Below are 18,299 nucleotides of genomic sequence, written 5' to 3'. Positions count from 1 at the left end.
AGCGCCCCCACCGCGCAGATCATCTTACTTCCGCCAGTCCGCTGGGAAACGAATTGGCGAGTAGGAGGTGTCCCGTGTTTTTTCCAAGCGATCCATTTTCAGAAATTGTTGTCCACTTCCTTGGCTACTTCCAGATTGCCGCCGAGGACATGAAGGTCCGGCTTGAGCTTGCTCTTGCGGAACATGATGCCGAACCAGCGCCAGAAGCCCCGGAAATGCAGCAGGTTTCCGTTGATGTGCTTCAGGCTTATGCCCTCGGCAAATATACGCCAGGCGTGTTCTACGCTCCCCCCGAATACCTGATCCGTGGTGAGGCGATGTTTGGCCCGGCCGAGATCGGTCTTGCCAATACCCCTGATTTCACCGCGTCTGAACTGCACTCGCCGTTGTCGCAATGGCCTGCAGGTCCGGGCGACCTTGTGATCCCGCTGATCGGCATCGAGCCTGGCTCGGTCATCGCGGTGATCTCCCAAACCATTCACCTTTCCGATGATGACGTTTTCATCATGGGCACGCTGGATGAGCCACTGACATTCCGCTCAGGCGCCGACACCGGTCTGCTTGGCTTGCAGGCTGCGAGCAATGAGGTGCTCGGCCCCATCGGCAACGGCCCAGGCATTTCGAGCTATGACGATGTGCCCTTGGTCATGGACGCTGTGAACGCGACCGCCAAAGCGCAGCAATCTAACCCCGACGCCCAGTACGAACAGGTCGAGTTTCTAACCGGCACCTACGTCAACGGCAAGAGTGAAGCGGAAGTGCCCGATCTCGCCGATGCGCTGCCAGAGCATCTGCAGGAACAAGTTGCGGATGCGACCACGCCCAACGCCATCGAAGTCACCGGCGAGCACGAGGCGCAGCTCCAGCTGGAGCACGACAATTCGCAAGGCTCTGTCACCTATAACAGCGGCGGCAACTTCCTGGTCAATGAAGCCACCGTGCTCAATGGTGGCCTGGTCGGGACGCACTTCGTCGTCGGTGGAAATTTCCACCAGCTCGACGCCATCGTCCAGACCAACGCCTTCAGTGATATCGATCATGTTAACGATGACCTGCCTCTGTCCCTCAAGGCAGGCGGGGGGACCAAGGCGGTCAATGTCGCCAGCTTCGTGCAGGAGACATTCGATGCCGCCGGCGACAATGCCGAGGCCAATCCGGGCGTGATGCCGCAGAACTGGCAGGTCACCTGTGTTTCGGGCGACGTCATCTTCCTCGAATGGATGAAGCAGCTTACCTTCATGTCCGATGAGGATATGGGCGTTCTGACCGCCTCAGGCAGCGATGCCGTTGTTACCAGCGGCGAGAACATTGCCTTCAACGGCGTGAACTTCGCCGATATCGGATTGCTGTTCGATCTCATACTGGTCGGCGGCAATGTGTTTGATGCCAATGTCATCGTGCAGAACAATATCCTGTACGACAATGACACCGTCACCATGCTTGGTGCTGGCGAAGATGGGGACTATCCCGCTTCCGGAGAGCTCAACACCAGCGGCAACCTGCTCTGGAACCAGGCCGTCATCCATAATGTCGGAGCTACCGAGATAAAGTCCGGCATCTCCGATCACTACAAGGACGCCATGGACGGCCTTGCCGGTGGCAACAAATCGATGCCGGCCAGCTTCTACTCTGCCGAGGAGTTCGAGGGTATCGCCATTCCGCGCGTACTCTACGTCTCGGGTAGCATCTACGATCTGCGCTATGTCGAGCAGACCAATATTCTCGGAGACGGCGACTTTGTCGCCCTGCAGAAAAAGGCCTTCCTCGATGGGCAGCCCGTCACCGAGTGGAACATCGACACCGGCTCCAATGCCCTGGTCAATGTCGCTGCCATAAAAGACTTCGACACCTTTGGTGACAGCATCGAAGTGGGCGGCAACCACTACTCCGACTCCATCCTGATCCAGGCCAATATTCTTCAGGCCCAGGGCGATGATGGTGAGGACGACGATGCTCTGGTGAGCGAAGTCGTTGCCTTCCTCGATCACACCGAAACGCTCGCCGACAACCCCGACTATTCCGCCCTTGGCGACACGACCCATGACGCGGCTCCGGTCGACCTCATGCAATCCGTCCTCGCGTAATTCAGTTCCGGATAGAGCACATGACTTTTGAGCACCTGAGCCGCACCGACCAACAGGCGCTGGGCCGTCAACTACGCCACGCCAACAAGGTCCGGTCCGATCGGATGGATCAAATCATGGATGATATCCACCTGGCGGCCGCCGAGCTCGATGAACTGGCCCGCGGCCATGCGCCGCCATCCCAGGCCGGTGAAGACAATACTGCGCAACGCGCGGTGGAATCGCCATCCGCCAGGGGCTTGAAGAACGCCCCACCACCACGTTCTGTCCTGCGCCCCCGGCCCGAGGAGCGCCAGACTGCGCCTGCCGGGAGCTCGGAGCGGCCCATCCAGAACGCCAATGTGCCGCCGGCGCCGAAGCAGGCGGAAGCGAAATCTGAACCCACGGCCAGTTCCGCTCCGCAGGCACCGGCGCAGGCCGAGGCGAGGGCGGAGCCTGTTAACGAACCTACCCCACAGGCGCGACAGGCGGCTCCAGAACCAGCGCCCGCGCGTGAGGCGCGCCAGACCGCGCCCAGCCCCGAATCCGCGCCGCTGCAGGATGAACCACAGCCCGCGCAGGCAGACCAGGCCCGTGCGGAATGGCCACAACGCGACTTCCGAACCCCGGACCCGGACAAGCCTGAAACCCGCATTCCACCCATCGTGGAGGGTGACCGCGGGCCACTCAAATCGACCAGCAAGACCTCCTCTGGCGATGGCGGCGGCAAGGGCTCGAACGGTTCGGGGAATGGAGGGGGCAGGGGCGGCGGCGGCGCGGGCTTTCACAAACGCGCCGCCCAGCCCAATTTCACCCAGAGCCTGGCCAATGGCATGGCCGTGGTGCGGACCAATCTCGGCATCGTCATGGGCTTTACGGTCTTCATCAATATTCTGGTGCTGGCCATTCCGATCTACCTGTTTCAGATCTCTGACCGCGTGCTGACCAGCCGCTCGATGGACACGCTGGTCATGCTGACCGCCGCCGTGGTTGGCGCCGTGGTGCTCCAAGCCATTCTCGATGCGGTCCGCCGCTTTATCCTCATGCGCACCGCCGTCGAGATTGCCGTGCAGCTGGGGTCTCCCATTCTCAGCGCTGCGGCACGCGCCTCATTGCACAGCAATGGGCGCGACTATCAGGTCCTGGGCGATCTCCAGCAACTGCGCAGCTTTATCGTTTCTGGAACCCTGCTGTCCTTCCTCGATGCTCCCATGGCGCCGCTCTTCGTGCTGGCGGTATTTCTGATCCACCCTCAGCTCGGCCTGATTGTGGTGGGTGCATCGATCTGCCTGCTGATCATCGCCATGATCAACCAGCGCATGACCGCGCGTCCTTTCACCGACGCCAATAATCTGTTGAGCCGTGCCGCCCTGCATCTCGATTCCATGTCGCGCAATTCCCAGATCATCAACGCGCTGGCGATGATTCCCGAGGTGGTGCGCATCTGGGGGCGCGACACAGCAGCCTCGCTACAGGCGCAGGTGCGCGCCCAGGATCGCAACATCATCATGTCGAGTATTTCCAAGGGCGTGCGACTGCTCACCCAGGTGGCCATGCTCGGCTGGGGTGCCTTTTTGGCTATCCAGGGCGAAATTACCGGTGGCATGGTCATCGCCGGCTCGATCATCGCCGCCCGCGCCCTTACCCCTATCGAAGGCACGATCGAAGGCTGGAACGGCTTTTCCCAGTTCCGCGCCTCGTTCGGGCGCATCAAGGGGCTGCTCCACTCCAGCCCGTTCAATTTCGAACGCCTGCTGCTGCCCGAGCCAAAAGGGCGGCTCGATGTCGAGCGCCTGCTCTTCGTGCCGCCACCCAACAAGAAGGTGTTGCTCAACGGCATTTCCTTCTCCTTGCAGCCCGGCGAGTCGCTGGCTGTGATCGGCAATTCGGGCGCCGGCAAGACGACACTGGGCAAGATGCTGGTCGGCTCAATCTTGCCCACCTCCGGTTCGGTGCGGCTTGATCTGATGGATCTGCGCAATTGGGACCAGCGTCAGTTCGGCGAAAGCATCGGCTATCTCCCGCAGGACGTGCAACTCTTCCCGGGCACCATCAAGGCCAATATCGCCCGCATGCGCGAGGATGTCAGCGACAAGGACATTTTCGATGCTGCCGTCCTGGCCGATGTGCATGAGCTGATCGCGGGCCTGTCGCAGGGCTACGAAACCTTCGTCGCCGGCGATGGTGCACCATTGTCGGGTGGGCAGAAGCAGCGCGTCGCGCTGGCACGTGCCTTTTTTGGCAATCCCAAGCTGGTGGTGCTGGACGAGCCGAATTCCAACCTGGACTCGCAGGGCGAGACCGCGCTGGCCAAGGCGCTCGAACATGCCCGCAAGCAGAAGATTACCGTCGTGACCATCACCCAGCGGCCGGCCCTGCTCAATGTGGTGGACAAGATACTGGTGCTCAACAATGGCTCGGTCTCCATGTTCGGCACGCGGTCCGAGGTCATGGCGGCCCTGACCGGCAAGTCCGGGAACAGTCCCACGGCTATCAACGAGACCAAGCCCTCGGGGGAGAACTAGACCATGTCGGCCGTAGGGGAATTACAGAACCTGGAATGGTATAGCGGTGTGCCGCGCTCGATCCGCGCACCGGTCTGGATCGGTGCATTGCTGGTGGTGCTGGCCTTTGGCGGCTTCGGAACATGGTCGGCAACCGCGCCACTCTCGGCCGCGGTCATCGCTCAGGGCAGCTTTGTCGCGACTGGCGAAAACAAGATCGTCCAGCACCTTGAAGGCGGCATCATCAAGGACTTGCTGGTGCGCGAAGGCGACAAGGTGATTGCCGGGCAAAGCTTGCTGCTGCTCGACGAGACCTCGGCGAACGCGACATCCAAGCAATTGCAATTGCGTGTCATCCGGCTCGAGGCCATTCGCGCCCGGCTCAATGCCGAAGCCCTGGAACTGGACGAATACGTGCCCCCCGAGTCCGTCCAGGATCATATGGGCAATCCCGACATTGCCGCGGTGGTTGAAGGCCAGCGCACCAATTTCATCGCCGGGCGCGAAAAGCTCAACAACGAACTGCAACTGATCGAGCAGAACCTGGCGGCTCTGCGCTTCCGCATCAGCGGTCGCCAGGCGCAGATCGAATCCATGCAAAATCAATTGGCGCTGCTGCGCGAGGACCATCTGGCGATGCTGGAACTGTTCGGAAAGGGCGTGGTGGCACAATCCTCCGTGCGCGCCGTCGAGCGGTCAGTGCTCGATGCCGAGGGTGATATCTCGCGGCTCGAGTCCGAAGTGCAGGAGACCTATACCCAGATCGAGAAATACACCGGTGAGATCGTTCAGGCGCGCGACGCGGTCCGTCAAGCCGCGCTCGATGAGATGCAGACAGTGGAAGCCGAACTCGAGGCGCTACGCGAACAGACCCTGCAGGCGCAGAACATCCTCAACCGCACGACCATTTCTTCCCCGGTCGCTGGCACCATAGTGCGCATGTACTACCACACCACTGGCGGTGTGGTGGAAAGCGGTCTGCCGATCTTCGAGATCCTGCCGGCGGGCGTTCCTCTGATTGTCGAGGTCCAGGTCCCGCGCATGCAGATCGATGAGGTCAAGGAGGGTCAGGCGGCCAACATCCGGCTGACGGCTCTCAATCAGCGCACCACGCCTGTGCTCGAAGGCAAGGTGCAATATATTTCCGCCGATACCATCGCCGGGGTCGAGGGCACCCAGCGGGACGTCTATCTGGCGCGCATAACCATTTCACCTGACCAGCTCGGACGCGTTCCCGGCTTTTCGCCCACCCCGGGCATGCCGGCAGAAGTGCTGGTGCGGACGCGCGAGCGGACCTTTCTTGACTATCTGATCAAGCCGGTGACCGACTCCATGGCGCGTGCCTTCCACGAGCAATAGCTCAAACTGGCGAGTTGAGGGCGACGGCTGAGAGGTCTTCATCGCGCGCCGATCTTGACATAACGCCGCTGGTCCCTGCGCATCGCCGTGCCCGATGGGCTACTAATCGATGTCGAGCTACCCGAGGAGGCGGCGCGGCTGGCGGCGCTCCCCTCGACACATGCGAGACGGCTCCCGGCGGTCGGGGCACCTCTGCAGGGCTGACTTTGGGCTAGGATCGGCACTTGGTCCCTTGCCAAAACAATAGTTATGAGTCATAACAATATCCGTGAGGAGAATGCTCATGGAATATAGGACGACCCCAATCCGCCCCGTGCGGCTGGGCAATATGGCTGCGCGTGAAGAGCGTCGCGCCGATGGCACAAGCATCATTCGCTCGGTTGAGGAACTCGGCCCCTATCCGCGCGCCATCGTTGATGCGCTCGAGGACTGGGCTGCCCGCACGCCAGATGCCATTCTGATCGCCGACCGGCAGGGTGAAGGCTGGCGCAAGCTGAGCTTCGCCCAGGTGCTGGAGCGCATTCCGCCGCTCGCCCAGGCCCTGCTCGACGCGGGTCTGTCTCCTGAACGTCCATTGATGATCATTTCGGGCAATGAGATCGAGCATTTCCTGCTCGGCATGGCGGCCATCTGGGTTGGCATTCCCTATGCGCCCATCTCGCCGGCCTACTCGCTGATCTCCACCGATTTCGGCAAGCTGCGTCACATTGCGGGGCTCCTCACCCCCGGCATGATCTATGCCAGCGATGGCGAAAAATTCGCCCCCGCCATCGACGCCGTGTTCGGTGCCGATGTGCCGCTGATCGTGCGCTCAAATCCCATCAGCGGCCGTGCCGTCAGCGTGTTTGACGAACTGCTGCAAACCCCGGTCACGCCGGCCGTGCAGCAGGCGCATGACGCCATCACGCCCGATACGGTGGCCAAGGTTCTGTTCACCTCCGGCTCCACCGGCCTGCCCAAGGGCGTCATCACCACCAACCGCATGATGGCCTGCAACCAGCAAATGATCCGCCAGGCGCTCGCCTTTGTACAGGACGAGCCGCCGGTCTTGCTCGATTGGATGCCCTGGAACCACGTTGCCGGCGGCAGCCACAATACCGGCATCGCCATCTATAATGGCGGCACCTTTTATATCGATGATGGCCAACCGACCCCGGCGCGCTTTGGTCGCACGCTGGAAAATTTGAAGACTGTTCAGCCGACCCTGTTCACCAATGTGCCCAAGGCCTATGAATTCCTGGTCGCGGCATTCGATGAGCACCCCGAAGCGCGGCGCAACCTCTTTGCGCGCTTGAAGCTGCTGCAATATGCCGGCGCCGGGCTCAGCCAGCACGTCTTTGACGGGCTGGATCGCGCCGCCCGCGCCGAAACCGGCGAGCGGGTGATGATTATCACCGGCTATGGATCGACCGAAACGGCGCCCTTTGCTTTCACCACCACCTGGGCCGTGGAACAGGCCGGCCATATCGGCTTGCCGGCCGCGGGCATGACCATCAAGCTGGTGCCCAATGGCGACAAGACCGAGCTGCGCCTCAAAGGCCCCAACGTCACCCCAGGCTACTGGCGAGACGAAGCAAAGACCGCCGAAGCTTTCGACGAAGAAGGTTTCTACAAGATCGGCGACGCCGTACGCTTCGCTGATCGCGAGGATCTCACCAGGGGCTTTGTGTTCGACGGGCGCGTCACCGAGGATTTCAAGCTTTCGACCGGCACCTGGGTCAACTTCGCCGCCGTGCGTGGCGCCGTCATTGCTGCCTGCGCGCCATTGATCCGCGACGTGGTGGTCACCGGGCTCGACCGCAATTTCATCGGCGCCATGATCTTCCCCGATCTGGCCGCCTGTGCGCGCCATGCCGGTCTGCCGGCTGAGGCCGAAGCGCCGGTCATTCTCGCGCATCCTGCGGTGCGGGAGAAATTTGCCGATAGCCTGGCGGCCCTGGCCCGGCAATCTACCGGCAGCTCCAACCATGTTGCGCGGGCCCTGCTGATGGCAGATGCGCCTGACATCGATAAGGGCGAGGTGACAGACAAGGGCTCGATCAATCAGCGGGCCGTGCGCACCCATCGCGCCGCGCTGGTCGAAACCCTTTATGCCGACACGCCCGGCCCCGACATTTTCGTGCTTTCCCGGAAAGGCGCCTGAGATATGAGCAAAGGCCTTCGCCTCACTTTCGACGACGCCTACCTGCTCGGTGGCGCCCGCACCCCTTTTGTCGATTATCGCGGTGCCCTCAGCGCGATTTCCCCGATTGATCTGGGCATCAAGGCGGCGCGCGCCGCCATCGAGAAGACCGGTGTGAAAGCCGCCGATATCGGCCATACCATTGCCGGTTCGATGGCCCAGGCCTCGTTCGACGCCTATGTCACCCCGCGCCATATCGGACTTTATGCCGGTGCGCCCATCGAGGCTCCGGCCCATCTGGTGCAGCGCATCTGCGGCACGGGTATCGAGGTCATCGCCCAGGCTGCTGACTCGGTGTCTCTGGGCCGTGTCGATCTGGCGCTGGGTGCGGGCTGCGAAAGCATGAGCCGCAATCCCATCGCCGCCTATACCCACCGCAATGGCTTTGCCATGGGGCAGGTGGAGTTCAAGGACTTCCTCTGGGAAGCGCTCTACGATCCTGCCGGTTGCGTCAATATGGGCGACACGGCCGAAAATCTTGCCAAGCAGTATAATATCCCCCGCGAACGGGTGGACCGCTTTGCCGAGCGCAGCTTCAACCGGGCAATTGTCGCGCGCGACGCCGGCATTCTGGCCGAGGAAATCGTGGCGGTGACCAGCGAGGTCTTCGAAATCGAGACGCTCGACAAGCGCGGCATCAAGCTGCCGCGCGGAGTGGAGAGCGTCGACACCGACTCCCATATTCGTCCCTCGCCCTACGAAGTGTTGTCCAGGCTGCGTCCCGCATTCGGCGGCGTGCAGACCGGCGGCAATTCCTCTGCCATTGTCGATGGGGCCGGCGCCGTGCTGGTGGCCTCGGGTGCCTATGCAAAAGCCAATGGTCACACGCCGCTGGCCCGCATTCTCGCCAGCGCTGCTGTCGGCGTGCCGCCCCAGATCATGGGCATCGGCCCCGCCCCGGCCATTCGCGCCGTTCTCGAAGTGGCGGGCATGACGCTCGACCAGATCGACCGGGTGGAAATCAATGAAGCCTTCGGCGCCCAGATCCTGGCCTGTGTCGATGAACTGGGACTCGATGAAGACAAGCTCAACGTCAATGGCGGCGCCATTGCCATTGGACACCCGCTGGGCGTCACCGGCATTCGCCTCGGGCTGACCCTGGCGCTTGAGCTCAAGCGCTCCAATTCCCGCTACGGCATTGCCTCGGCCTGTATTGGCGGCGGGCAGGGCATTGCGCTCCTTATCGAGAATCCGGAGGCCGCGTGATGGACGTTTCGGGCAGAAAAGCCTTCGTTACGGGCGGCGCCTCCGGCCTTGGCGCCGCGACCGCGCGAGCCTTGGCGTCTTCCGGAGCAATTGTCGGCATTTTCGACCGCGATGCGGACAAGGGTCGGGCGATTGCCGACGACCTTGGCGGGCAATTCTTTGCCGTGGATGTATCGGACGCCGCCAGCGCCGAAGCAGCTGTCAATGCTGCCATTGGCGCGCTCGGCACGCCCTCGGTGCTGGTCAATTGCGCTGGCATCGGTACGGCGGCCCGCATCGTCGGTCGTGATGGACCGATGCCGCTCGACGCCTTTTCCCGCGTCATCAATGTCAATCTGGTCGGCAGCTTCAACATGATGCGGCTCTGCGCCCATGCCATGTCGCTGGCCGAGCCGGACGAAAATGGTCAGCGCGGCGTGGTCATCTCCACCGCCTCGGTCGCCGCCTATGAAGGCCAGATCGGTCAGGCGGCCTATGCCGCCTCCAAGGGCGGTATCGTTTCACTGACTTTGCCGGCGGCGCGCGAATTTGCCCGCTTTGGCATCCGTGTCCTCGCCATCGCGCCGGGCCTGTTCCTCACGCCACTGCTCGAAGGCCTCCCACCCGAGACCCAGGACGGTCTGGCCGCGGCCATTCCCAATCCGCCGCGCCTTGGCAAGCCCAGCGAGTTTGCCGATCTGGTCATGGCCATGGTGGGCAATGATTACCTCAATGGCGAAGTGGTGCGGCTCGACGGCGCACTGCGCATGCAGGCGAAATAGGAACTGCCATGTTTTCCAACATCACCAGGGTCGAAATCCAGTTCGGCGATTGCGACCCGGCCGGTATCGTCTATTACCCCAATTATTTCCGCTTTTTCGATAATGCCACCGCGGCCATGCTCTCGGCGGCCTTTGCCATGCACAAGCGCAACTGGCTCGATCATTTCGGTATTGCCGGCATCCCCATGGTCGATACCGGCGCGCGCTTCATCCGCCCATCCAGCTTTGGCGATGTGATCGAGATCAGAAGCGAAATCACCGGTTTGGGCCGCTCCAGCTTCGCGGTGAAACATAGCGTGTTCAGAGATGGCGACCTCGCCATCGAGGCCCACGAAAAGCGCGTTTGGGTGGTGCGCGGCGAGGATGGCGGTATCCGCTCGGCGCCCCTGCCCGAAGACGTGCGCAGCTTGTTGAGCCAGACAAAATGAGTACCGTGAAGGACACATCGATGACCAAGGACCAGGTGCTGACCCTCGAGCAAAAGGACAAGGTCAGCCACCTTATGCTCAACCGCCCGGAAAAGCGCAACGCGCTCAACGACGATCTCGTCGCCGCGCTCGATGCCTTTTTTGCCAACATACCTGAGCAAACCCGGGCAATCGTGATTTCCGGTGCTGGCGGACATTTTTCCTCGGGCCTCGATCTCTCCCAGCATGTTGCCCGTGAACCGCTCGATGTCATGGCCCATTCGCGCAACTGGCATCGCGTCATGGCCCGCATCGCCCACTCGACCGTACCGGTCGTCGCCGCCATGAGCGGCGCTGTCATGGGCGGTGGACTTGAGTTTGCGGCCGCCTGTCATGTGCGCGTCGCCGAGGAGACCGTGCGGTTTCAGATGCCCGAAGGCATGCGCGGCATCTTCGTGGGCGGTGGCGGCTCGGTGCGCATCTCCCGGTTGATCGGGCCGGATCGCCTGACCGAGATGATGTTGACTGGCCGTACCTATTCCGGCGTCGAGGGTGAGCGGTTGGGTCTGGCACATCATCTGGTGCCCGAAGGGCAGGGGCTGGAAAAGGCCTTCGAACTGGCAGGACGGATCGCAAAAAACTCCCCGACCATCAACGGTTTTATTATCCAGGCCATCGCGCAGATCGCCGCGATGCCGCCCGAAGCGGGCCTTTATGCTGAAAGCCTGACGGCGGCCCTCAGCCAGACTGGGCCGGATGCCGAGGAGGGGCTGAAGGCGTTTCTGGAAAAGCGGCCACCCAACTTTGGCTGAGGGCGTTGCGGGCGCCGGGTGGACGTCAGATCAGCCGATCCAGCAGTGCCAGCAATTGCGCCCGCGCTGCCGGGCCACCCAGTTGAGCAACGGTTTCGTCCTCGAGCTGGGCGTGTCGGGCCTGGGCCTGGGTCAGGAAAGCCTTACCCTCCGCAGTCAGATGCAGCGCATTGGCGCGCTTGTCTTCCATCGAAGGGACGCGCTCGACCAGTCCGCGCTCTTCCAGCCCGTGCACCAGCGTGACAAAATTGGCGCGTTTGATGCCAAGCACCTCGGCGATTTCGGTTTGCTTGCGGCCAGGATTATCGCCGATCAGCACGAGCACCGAGTATTCCGCAGGCCGCAGTTTCAATTCATCGAAGACGGCAAGAAATTTCTGGAACACACTGAGCTGGGCGCGGCGCAGCCGGTAACCGACAATCGAGGTTGTCGCATCCGTCTGCAGCGCCGTATCGCCCTCGGAGGGCTCAGGAGGAGGAGTTCTTCGTTGGACCATTGCCAGATGACCCTAGCGAGGCCGATCAGGAAGGCAAGCGGACATGCGAACATCGCGCGTGAATGCATGGGAAAACTCTGCCCCATGAATCGGGTCGGCGGACAGTTTCACCTAATTGGTTATCGATCAGGCCGATTGTGACGGTGTTTAATCGCTATAATCGCAAAAATGTATAATCTGGCTGTTATGGGACGGCGGGCAATTGTCATTTTACTTGACCGCGCCCGACGCCCTAAAACCGGTGTGATGTATGGGGGGAGACCTGCGTGTTTAGAGACGAGTCCCTGTTGGGGCGGTTTATAGTAGGTTTGGCCAGGTGGATGGCGATCGTCGGTGGGCTGGTCTTGCTGGCCATGGTCGGCATGATTGTGGTTAGCATCATCGGTCGTGCCCTGCTGTTCGTTGGTCTCAAGCCGATCACTGGCGATTATGAGCTGGTCTCCATCGGCATGGGCTTTGCGATCTTTGCTTTCATGCCCTGGGCCCATCTCACCCGAAGCCACGCTGTGGTTGCGTTGGTCACCGACAGTCTCGGCCTGCGCGTCAATAGCTGGATCCTGGTCGTCACCGACATCATGATGCTCGCCGCATCCTGGTTCATCGCCTGGCGCCTCTACTACGGCATGATGGACAAGTTTGCCTATCGTGAGACCACCCTGTTGCTGCGCTTCCCGCTGAGCTGGGCCTATGCAGTGGCCTTTGTCGGCGCGGTGGTCATGGCGGTGGTGGCTGTCTATGTGCTGGGCCGCTCGCTCAGCTATGCCCTCAAGGGTGAAGCCGAACCCAAGCAGGCGGGAGCCGAAATATGACCCCCTTGATGCTCGGCTTTCTCGGACTGCCGCTCGTTCTGGTCCTGATCTTTCTGCGCGTGCCGATCGGCCTGGCCATGCTGGGTGTGGGCGTGTTCGGCAGTTGGTTGATCACCGGCAGCTTCAATCCTGTCTCGGCCCAGTTCAAGAACCTGACCTATTCCACATTTGCCTCTTATTCGCTCTCTGTGGTGCCGCTGTTTCTGCTGATGGGCCAGTTCGCCACGCTGGGCGGCTTGTCCTCAGGCCTGTTCAATGCAGCCGCCGCCTGGCTCGGCCACAGGAAAGGCGGGGTGGCCATGGCTGCCATTGGCGCCAGCGCCGGCTTCGGGGCCATTTGCGGCTCTTCGCTGGCCACCGCCGCCACCATGGGGCAGGTGGCCCTGCCCGAGCTGAAGAAATATGGCTATTCCGGTGCGCTTTCCACCGGTGCCGTGGCCGCCGGCGGCACGCTTGGCATTCTCATCCCACCCTCGATCATTCTGGTGATCTTCGCGGTTCTGACCGAGCAGAACATCGCCAAGCTCTTCATGGGCGCCTTCGTGCCAGGAATCCTGGCCGCCATCGGCTACATCGTCGTCATTATGATCTATGTGCGCATGGTGCCCGGATCCGGTGGCGTGCGCGAGCGCTTGCCCTATGGCCATCGGTTCCGCGAGCTGGCCAAGACCTGGCCGGTGCTGGTGGTGTTCGTGGCTGTGATCGGCGGCATCTATGCCGGCATCTTCACCCCGACCGAGGCGGCTGCGGTGGGCGCGGCCGGTACCTTCCTGATCGCCCTGGCGGCCCGCAGCCTGGATCGAAAATCGATCATGCAGGCGTGCCTCGCCACCGCCAGCGCCACTGCCATGATCTTCCTGATCGTGCTCGGCGCCGCGGCTCTCAACAGTTTCCTGGCGCTGTCCCAGGTGCCTCAGGTCCTGGCGACCTGGGTTGGCGAGCAGGGTTTCAATCCCTGGATCGTGATGATCCTGGTGCTGATCTTCTATCTCGTCATGGGATGCGTCATGGACTCGCTCTCCATGATCCTGCTGACCGTGCCGATCATCTTCCCGATGATGTCCGTGCTCGATTTCGGCCTGACGCCTGACGAGTTCGGCATCTGGTTCGGCATCATCGTGCTGATCGTGGTCGAAGTCGGCCTGATCACGCCGCCCGTGGGGATGAACCTGTTCATTATCAATTCCATGGCGCCCGAAACGCGCCTGTCCGACACCTATCGCGGCGTGTTGCCCTTCGTGGCCAGCGACATGGTCCGCACCGCAATCCTGGTAGCCTTCCCGCCCATCACCCTGTGGCTGGTCTGGATGCTCTATTAGGTAAGAACCTGTTCCGGCCTGGTTCCGCTGGAGCCGGGCCGGGACAATGACCCGGCCAGACATGGCCATGACGAGGGAGGGATACCCAATGAAGACCAAGAGCCTGGTAGTGGGGGCGCTGGCTGCGCTCGCCATGTCCACCACCGCCTTTGCCCAGGAAGTCACCCTGCGCATTCACCAGATGCTGCCGGCACAGGCAACCATCCCGGCCCAGGCCATCGAGCCCTGGGCCGCCAAGGTTTCCGATGAATCCGACGGCCGCATCAAGTTCGAGCTCTACCCGGCCATGCAGCTGGGTGGCGCTCCCCCGGAACTGTTCGACCAGGCCAAGGACGGCGTTGTCGACATCATCTGGACCGTGCTCGGCTATACGCCCGGCCGCTTCCCCAAGTCCGAAGTGTTCGAACTGCCCTTCATGATTCCCAACGGGGAAGTGGGTTCGGCTGCCTTCTACAACTATGTGCAGGAAAACTCGGCTGATGAGTTCGCCGGTGTGCATGTCATTGCGCTTCACACCCATGGCCCCGGTCTGTTCCACTCCAAGGACCCGGTCACCAGCCTGGAAGATCTCAATGGCATGAAGGTGCGTGGCGGTTCGCGCATCATTTCCGACATGCTGGCTGAACTCGGCGCCGAGCCGATCGGCATGCCCGTGCCACAGGTGACCGAGGCGCTGTCCAAGGGCGTGATCGACGCCACGACCATTCCCTGGGAAGTGACGCCGTCCCTGCGCGTCGCCGAACTGGTGGAGAACCATACCGGCTTCACCAGCCAGTACGGTCTTTATACCCAGACCTTCGGCTTCGTGATGAACATGGACAGCTACAACAACCTGCCCGACGATCTGAAGGCTGTGATTGACGCCAATTCCGGCCTCGAGACCTCGCGCATGTTCGGCCGCGTTATGGATAATGGCGACGCCACGGGCCTCTCGATTGCCGTCAATGCCGGCAATAATGTCGTGCAACTCGATGAAGCCGAAACCGCCCGCTGGATCGAAGCGGCCGGGCCGGTTGTCGATCGGTGGCTTGCCGACATGGATGGCCAGGGCATTGACGGTCAGTCTCTGCTCGATGCGGCCCGTGCCGCCGTTGCTGCCGAGATGTAATCGGCCGGTTCAGGCAAAAGAAGAGGCCCGGTCGGGAAACTGACCGGGCCTCTTCTTTTTGCGGTAGCCTTGTGCAGCAGAGGGGCGTGCGGCTGCTAGCTTGGCAATCCGACATAGTTCTCGGCCAGCACCTGCTGGGCGGCAACCGAACCGCGGAGATAGTCGAACTCGGCACGCTGGATGCGGCGCCCGAACCGACCGGTTTCGGGGAAGGTGTGTAGCAGGCTCGTCATCCACCAGCTGAAGCGCTCCGCCTTCCAGATACGCGCCAACGCCCGCTGCGAATAATTGTCGATCCCCGCCGCAGACTTCTCGGCATAAAGCTCGATCATCGCATCGGCCAGCATGGCCACATCGCTCATCGCCAGATTGAGCCCCTTGGCGCCCGTCGGCGGCACGATATGGGCGGCATCGCCGGCCAGGAACAGCTTGCCGAAGCGCAGCGGTTCGGCCACGAAGCTCCTTAGCGGCGCGATGGATTTCTCGATCGACGGGCCCGTCTGCAGCGCCTCGGCCGTTTGCGGATTGAGGCGACGGCGCAACTCGTCCCAGAACCGCTCATCGCTCCAGTTCTCGACCTTTTCGTCGTTCGGCACCTGCACATAGTACCGGCTGCGGACATTCGAGCGCTGCGAGCACAGCGCAAAGCCGCGCTCGTGATGGGCATAGATCAGCTCATGGGCCACCGGCGGCTTGTCGACCAGAATGCCCAGCCAGCCAAAGGGGTAGGTGCGCTCGAACGTGGTCAGCGCCTCTTGTGGCACGCTGGCTCGGCTGACGCCGTGATAGCCATCGCATCCGGCAATGTAGTCGCAGTCGAGCCGCTGGGTGACGCCGTCCTGCTCCCAGCTGACCGAGGGGCTGCCGTCGAAGTCATGGATCGCGACATTGGCCGCCTCATAGATGGTATTGCCCTCCCGGGCCTCCATTAGGTCGCGCGTGACCTCGGTCTGACCATAAACAGTGACGTGCTTGCCAACCAGTTTCGTGAAGTCGATCCGCAGCCGGTCACCATCGAAGGAGAGGTCGGTGCCGTGATGAACAAGGCCCTCCGCCCTGAGCCGGCTGGCCACCTGAGCCCGCTCCATCAGATCGACTGAGCCTTGCTCCAAAACGCCGGCGCGGATGCGTCCGAGCACATACTCGGCGCTCTTGCGTTCGATGATGACATTGGCGATGCCGGCAAGGTCCAGCAGGCGGCCCAGCATGAGGCCGGCCGGGCCGGCGCCGATAATGGCGACTTGGGTACGCATTCGCTCCTCCATTTTTGCCGCCATGATGCGCCTGCATGAGGTCGTCGTGAATGGACAGAGCACGCAATCTCTTGCACTATCTGAACATGAATTCGATCCCGACCTATGCGCTCTATGGTGAAACCGAGGGGGAGGCTCGGCAGGACTGGTTGCACTGGGAAACCATCCAGGCCCGTAGCCGCCTGCACGATTATCGTATTGCGCCACACCGGCACGACCAGTTCTTCCAGGTGCTTTATCTCACGGCCGGCCGGGCCGAGATGACGCTGGACGGCGACGATCATCTGTTGCTGCCCGAAAGCATTGCGGTGGTAACCGCGGGAACCGTGCACGGCTATGCGTTCAGCGCCGATGTGCGCGGCACGGTGGTCACCCTGATCGAGCGCGACATCGTCGGGCTCGGCGTGCCGCGCCCGCAGGCCATGGTGATCCATCGCAATTGCCGGGATATCGCCATGGCGCTGGGCCGTTTGACCGCCGAGGCGGACCGGCCCGGGACCGGCCATGACGTGGCAATGCGCGCCCATCTCATGCTCTTGCTGGTCGCCTTGCGGCGCGCCGATGTCGCCGCTATGCCGTCCCAGGAAAATGGCCGGGCCGCGCATCTGGTGGCGCGGTTTCGTGACCTCGTCGAACAGCAATACCGCCATTCGCGCCGCGTGGCCGACTATGCGGCCGCGGTGGGCATCAGCCACACCCATCTCAATCGTCTGTGTCGGCAGCGTCTCGGCCGCTCGGCTCTTGACGTCATCGAACAGCGCATTGCGCTCGAAGCGCGACGGCAATTGCTGTTCTCGACCCTGACGATCAAGCAGATCGGGGCAGAACTGGGCTATGACGACCCGGCCTATTTTTCCCGTTTCATGGCCCGCATGTTCGGCGTGCCGCCAGCGGTCCTGCGCGAACAGATGCGGCGCCGCTAGACGCGCAGTCCTCGCTTAGTGCCCGTCTTTCCGCAGCCGCTCGGCAACCTCCCGCACCGACTGCATCAGACTGGTCGTGGACAGTGATGTCGGGGTGTCGGTGCGCGTGGTAAAGCCCACCGGTCCCAGCGTCTCCCTGGTATCGACCGGCAGCAGCGCCAGCCGCCCCTCGGCGACATCGTCGGCCACCACCCCCTCGGAAATGATCCAGATGGCCTCGGTCTGGCGCACATAAGACCGGCCAAAGGCATTGGACACGGTCTCGATCTCGTCGCGCAACTGCGTCACTCCATGGGCCAGCAGGATGCGTTCCACCACCGGACGGATCACTGAATCCGGGGTCGGCATCAATGTCTGGTAATTCTCGATCAGCCGGAGATTGAACTCGGGTGCGCTAAGAACAGGGTGGCCGGGCCGCACTGCCAGCACCACGCGCTCGGAATAGAGATGCTCGAAGCTGAGGCCCACCATGGCATTGGGTTCGGCCATGCGGCCGATGACCAGATCGACATCGCCGGTGCGCAACAGCGAGAGCAGATAGCCATTGGGGCCGGTGATGATGCGGGTGGTCACCCCGCCATTGTCTTCGGTAAAGCCGCGCACGGCATCGGGCAGCATGCGTGCCGAGACGGTAGGCAGCGCGCCCACCCGCACCATGGCGGTGTCATGCGTCCCGCGCGCCGCGTCGATCCCCTGGCGCAAGGCGGCGATGCTGGTCGAAGCATAGCGGAAAAACACTTCGCCAAAGGCCGTCAGGGCCAGTCGCCGCCGGCTGCGATCAAACAATTGCCCGCCCAGCAGGGCTTCGAGTTCCTGGATCGTCTTGGTGGCGGCGGGTTGGCTGATATTGAGCGCCTCGGCCGCGCCGGCCATGGAGCGCAACCGCGCCACCTCTAGAAAGCAGGCGATATGCCGAAGACGAATGCGAGGGTCGATAATGCGCGGCGACATTGTATTTCCGGTTATGCCATCTGCGCTTTTGATAGCAAATTCGGGGTTACCGGTGCAAATTCAATAATCCCGGAGTTATCGTATGGGGCGGACATATCATTTTACACCTGCGCTGGCATTCCCTTAAATCAGGGGCAAGAGGAAGC

Annotated in this window: 15 protein-coding genes; 12 read left to right on the top strand and 3 right to left on the bottom strand. The window is 62.2% G+C overall.

Annotated features, from left to right (window positions below; genetic code table 11):
* Nucleotides 1-74 precede the first annotated feature (74 nt).
* The 8 genes from GGR20_RS12840 (at nt 75) to GGR20_RS12805 (ending at nt 11,294) form a co-directional block, all read left to right on the top strand.
* Complete coding sequence (locus GGR20_RS12840) at nt 75-2,084, top strand: hypothetical protein (protein WP_183311758.1); 2,010 nt, start codon at nt 75-77, stop codon at nt 2,082-2,084.
* A gap of 20 nt (nt 2,085-2,104) precedes the next feature.
* Nucleotides 2,105-4,588 (top strand): type I secretion system permease/ATPase, encoded by a 2,484-nt coding sequence (locus GGR20_RS12835; protein ID WP_246349591.1) that lies wholly within the window; start codon nt 2,105-2,107, stop codon nt 4,586-4,588.
* A 3-nt stretch (nt 4,589-4,591) separates the two neighbouring features.
* A complete protein-coding gene (locus GGR20_RS12830; protein ID WP_183311757.1) occupies nt 4,592-5,926 on the top strand; it encodes an HlyD family type I secretion periplasmic adaptor subunit in 1,335 nt (444 codons plus the stop codon).
* Nucleotides 5,927-6,209: 283 nt separating this feature from the next.
* Nucleotides 6,210-8,069, top strand: a complete 1,860-nt coding sequence (locus tag GGR20_RS12825) for a feruloyl-CoA synthase (RefSeq protein ID WP_183311756.1) — start codon at nt 6,210-6,212, stop codon at nt 8,067-8,069.
* A 3-nt stretch (nt 8,070-8,072) separates the two neighbouring features.
* Nucleotides 8,073-9,314: a thiolase family protein gene (locus GGR20_RS12820; protein ID WP_183311755.1), complete on the top strand. Its 1,242-nt coding sequence runs from the start codon at nt 8,073-8,075 to the stop codon at nt 9,312-9,314.
* A complete protein-coding gene (locus tag GGR20_RS12815) occupies nt 9,314-10,075 on the top strand; it encodes an SDR family NAD(P)-dependent oxidoreductase (RefSeq protein ID WP_183311754.1) in 762 nt (253 codons plus the stop codon). The genes GGR20_RS12820 and GGR20_RS12815 overlap by 1 nt, the downstream gene beginning before the upstream one ends.
* An 8-nt stretch (nt 10,076-10,083) precedes the next feature.
* Nucleotides 10,084-10,503 carry an acyl-CoA thioesterase gene (locus GGR20_RS12810; RefSeq protein WP_183311753.1) on the top strand — a complete coding sequence of 140 codons (420 nt, stop codon included), beginning with the start codon at nt 10,084-10,086 and terminating at the stop codon, nt 10,501-10,503.
* Between the two features lie 20 nt (nt 10,504-10,523).
* Nucleotides 10,524-11,294, top strand: coding sequence for a crotonase/enoyl-CoA hydratase family protein (locus tag GGR20_RS12805; RefSeq protein ID WP_183311752.1), 771 nt, complete (start codon nt 10,524-10,526; stop codon nt 11,292-11,294).
* Between the two features lie 25 nt (nt 11,295-11,319).
* On the opposite strand, the gene GGR20_RS12800 is transcribed toward GGR20_RS12805, so the two are convergent.
* Nucleotides 11,320-11,790, bottom strand: coding sequence for a MarR family winged helix-turn-helix transcriptional regulator (locus GGR20_RS12800; RefSeq protein ID WP_183311751.1), 471 nt, complete (start codon nt 11,788-11,790; stop codon nt 11,320-11,322).
* A 320-nt stretch (nt 11,791-12,110) separates the two neighbouring features.
* Here GGR20_RS12800 and GGR20_RS12795 point away from each other — a divergent pair, with 320 nt between their 5' ends.
* From GGR20_RS12795 to GGR20_RS12785, 3 genes are all read left to right on the top strand, one after another.
* A complete protein-coding gene (locus tag GGR20_RS12795) occupies nt 12,111-12,599 on the top strand; it encodes a TRAP transporter small permease (RefSeq protein ID WP_183311750.1) in 489 nt (162 codons plus the stop codon).
* Complete coding sequence (locus GGR20_RS12790; RefSeq protein ID WP_183311749.1) at nt 12,596-13,918, top strand: TRAP transporter large permease; 1,323 nt, start codon at nt 12,596-12,598, stop codon at nt 13,916-13,918. Before GGR20_RS12795 ends, GGR20_RS12790 begins: the two co-directional genes overlap by 4 nt.
* 88 nt (nt 13,919-14,006) lie before the next feature.
* Nucleotides 14,007-15,026 carry a TRAP transporter substrate-binding protein gene (locus tag GGR20_RS12785; protein WP_183311748.1) on the top strand — a complete coding sequence of 340 codons (1,020 nt, stop codon included), beginning with the start codon at nt 14,007-14,009 and terminating at the stop codon, nt 15,024-15,026.
* A gap of 95 nt (nt 15,027-15,121) precedes the next feature.
* Here the strand turns inward: GGR20_RS12785 and pobA are convergent, their stop codons facing one another.
* Complete coding sequence (pobA, locus tag GGR20_RS12780; RefSeq protein ID WP_183311747.1) at nt 15,122-16,279, bottom strand: 4-hydroxybenzoate 3-monooxygenase; 1,158 nt, start codon at nt 16,277-16,279, stop codon at nt 15,122-15,124.
* A gap of 50 nt (nt 16,280-16,329) precedes the next feature.
* Between pobA and GGR20_RS12775 the strand changes: the two genes are divergently transcribed.
* The gene (locus GGR20_RS12775; RefSeq protein WP_246349590.1) at nt 16,330-17,202 is read left to right on the top strand and encodes a helix-turn-helix domain-containing protein; all 873 of its coding nucleotides are present in this window, start codon (nt 16,330-16,332) and stop codon (nt 17,200-17,202) included.
* A gap of 15 nt (nt 17,203-17,217) precedes the next feature.
* Here GGR20_RS12775 and pcaQ read toward each other — a convergent pair whose 3' ends face one another.
* Nucleotides 17,218-18,141, bottom strand: a complete 924-nt coding sequence (gene pcaQ / locus GGR20_RS12770; protein WP_476699216.1) for a pca operon transcription factor PcaQ — start codon at nt 18,139-18,141, stop codon at nt 17,218-17,220.
* Nucleotides 18,142-18,299: the final 158 nt, after the last annotated feature.

The organism is Devosia subaequoris (assembly GCF_014197055.1).
In the GTDB taxonomy this organism is placed as follows: Bacteria; Pseudomonadota; Alphaproteobacteria; order Rhizobiales; family Devosiaceae; genus Devosia; species Devosia subaequoris.
Note: the sequence above shows the minus strand (reverse complement) of the source record. Positions and strands in the feature narration are given on the sequence as shown.

What these genes read in the sequence shown, in the direction of transcription:
- GGR20_RS12835 (WP_246349591.1), top strand. Translation starts at nt 2,105, where the DNA reads ATGACTTTTGAGCACCTGAGCCGCACCGACCAACAGGCGCTGGGCCGT.
- GGR20_RS12830 (WP_183311757.1), top strand. Translation starts at nt 4,592, where the DNA reads ATGTCGGCCGTAGGGGAATTACAGAACCTGGAATGGTATAGCGGTGTG.
- GGR20_RS12825 (WP_183311756.1), top strand. Translation starts at nt 6,210, where the DNA reads ATGGAATATAGGACGACCCCAATCCGCCCCGTGCGGCTGGGCAATATG.
- GGR20_RS12820 (WP_183311755.1), top strand. Translation starts at nt 8,073, where the DNA reads ATGAGCAAAGGCCTTCGCCTCACTTTCGACGACGCCTACCTGCTCGGT.
- GGR20_RS12815 (WP_183311754.1), top strand. Translation starts at nt 9,314, where the DNA reads ATGGACGTTTCGGGCAGAAAAGCCTTCGTTACGGGCGGCGCCTCCGGC.
- GGR20_RS12810 (WP_183311753.1), top strand. Translation starts at nt 10,084, where the DNA reads ATGTTTTCCAACATCACCAGGGTCGAAATCCAGTTCGGCGATTGCGAC.
- GGR20_RS12805 (WP_183311752.1), top strand. Translation starts at nt 10,524, where the DNA reads ATGACCAAGGACCAGGTGCTGACCCTCGAGCAAAAGGACAAGGTCAGC.
- GGR20_RS12800 (WP_183311751.1), bottom strand. Translation starts at nt 11,790, where the DNA reads ATGGTCCAACGAAGAACTCCTCCTCCTGAGCCCTCCGAGGGCGATACG.
- GGR20_RS12795 (WP_183311750.1), top strand. Translation starts at nt 12,111, where the DNA reads ATGGCGATCGTCGGTGGGCTGGTCTTGCTGGCCATGGTCGGCATGATT.
- GGR20_RS12790 (WP_183311749.1), top strand. Translation starts at nt 12,596, where the DNA reads ATGACCCCCTTGATGCTCGGCTTTCTCGGACTGCCGCTCGTTCTGGTC.
- GGR20_RS12785 (WP_183311748.1), top strand. Translation starts at nt 14,007, where the DNA reads ATGAAGACCAAGAGCCTGGTAGTGGGGGCGCTGGCTGCGCTCGCCATG.
- pobA (WP_183311747.1), bottom strand. Translation starts at nt 16,279, where the DNA reads ATGCGTACCCAAGTCGCCATTATCGGCGCCGGCCCGGCCGGCCTCATG.
- GGR20_RS12775 (WP_246349590.1), top strand. Translation starts at nt 16,330, where the DNA reads ATGGACAGAGCACGCAATCTCTTGCACTATCTGAACATGAATTCGATC.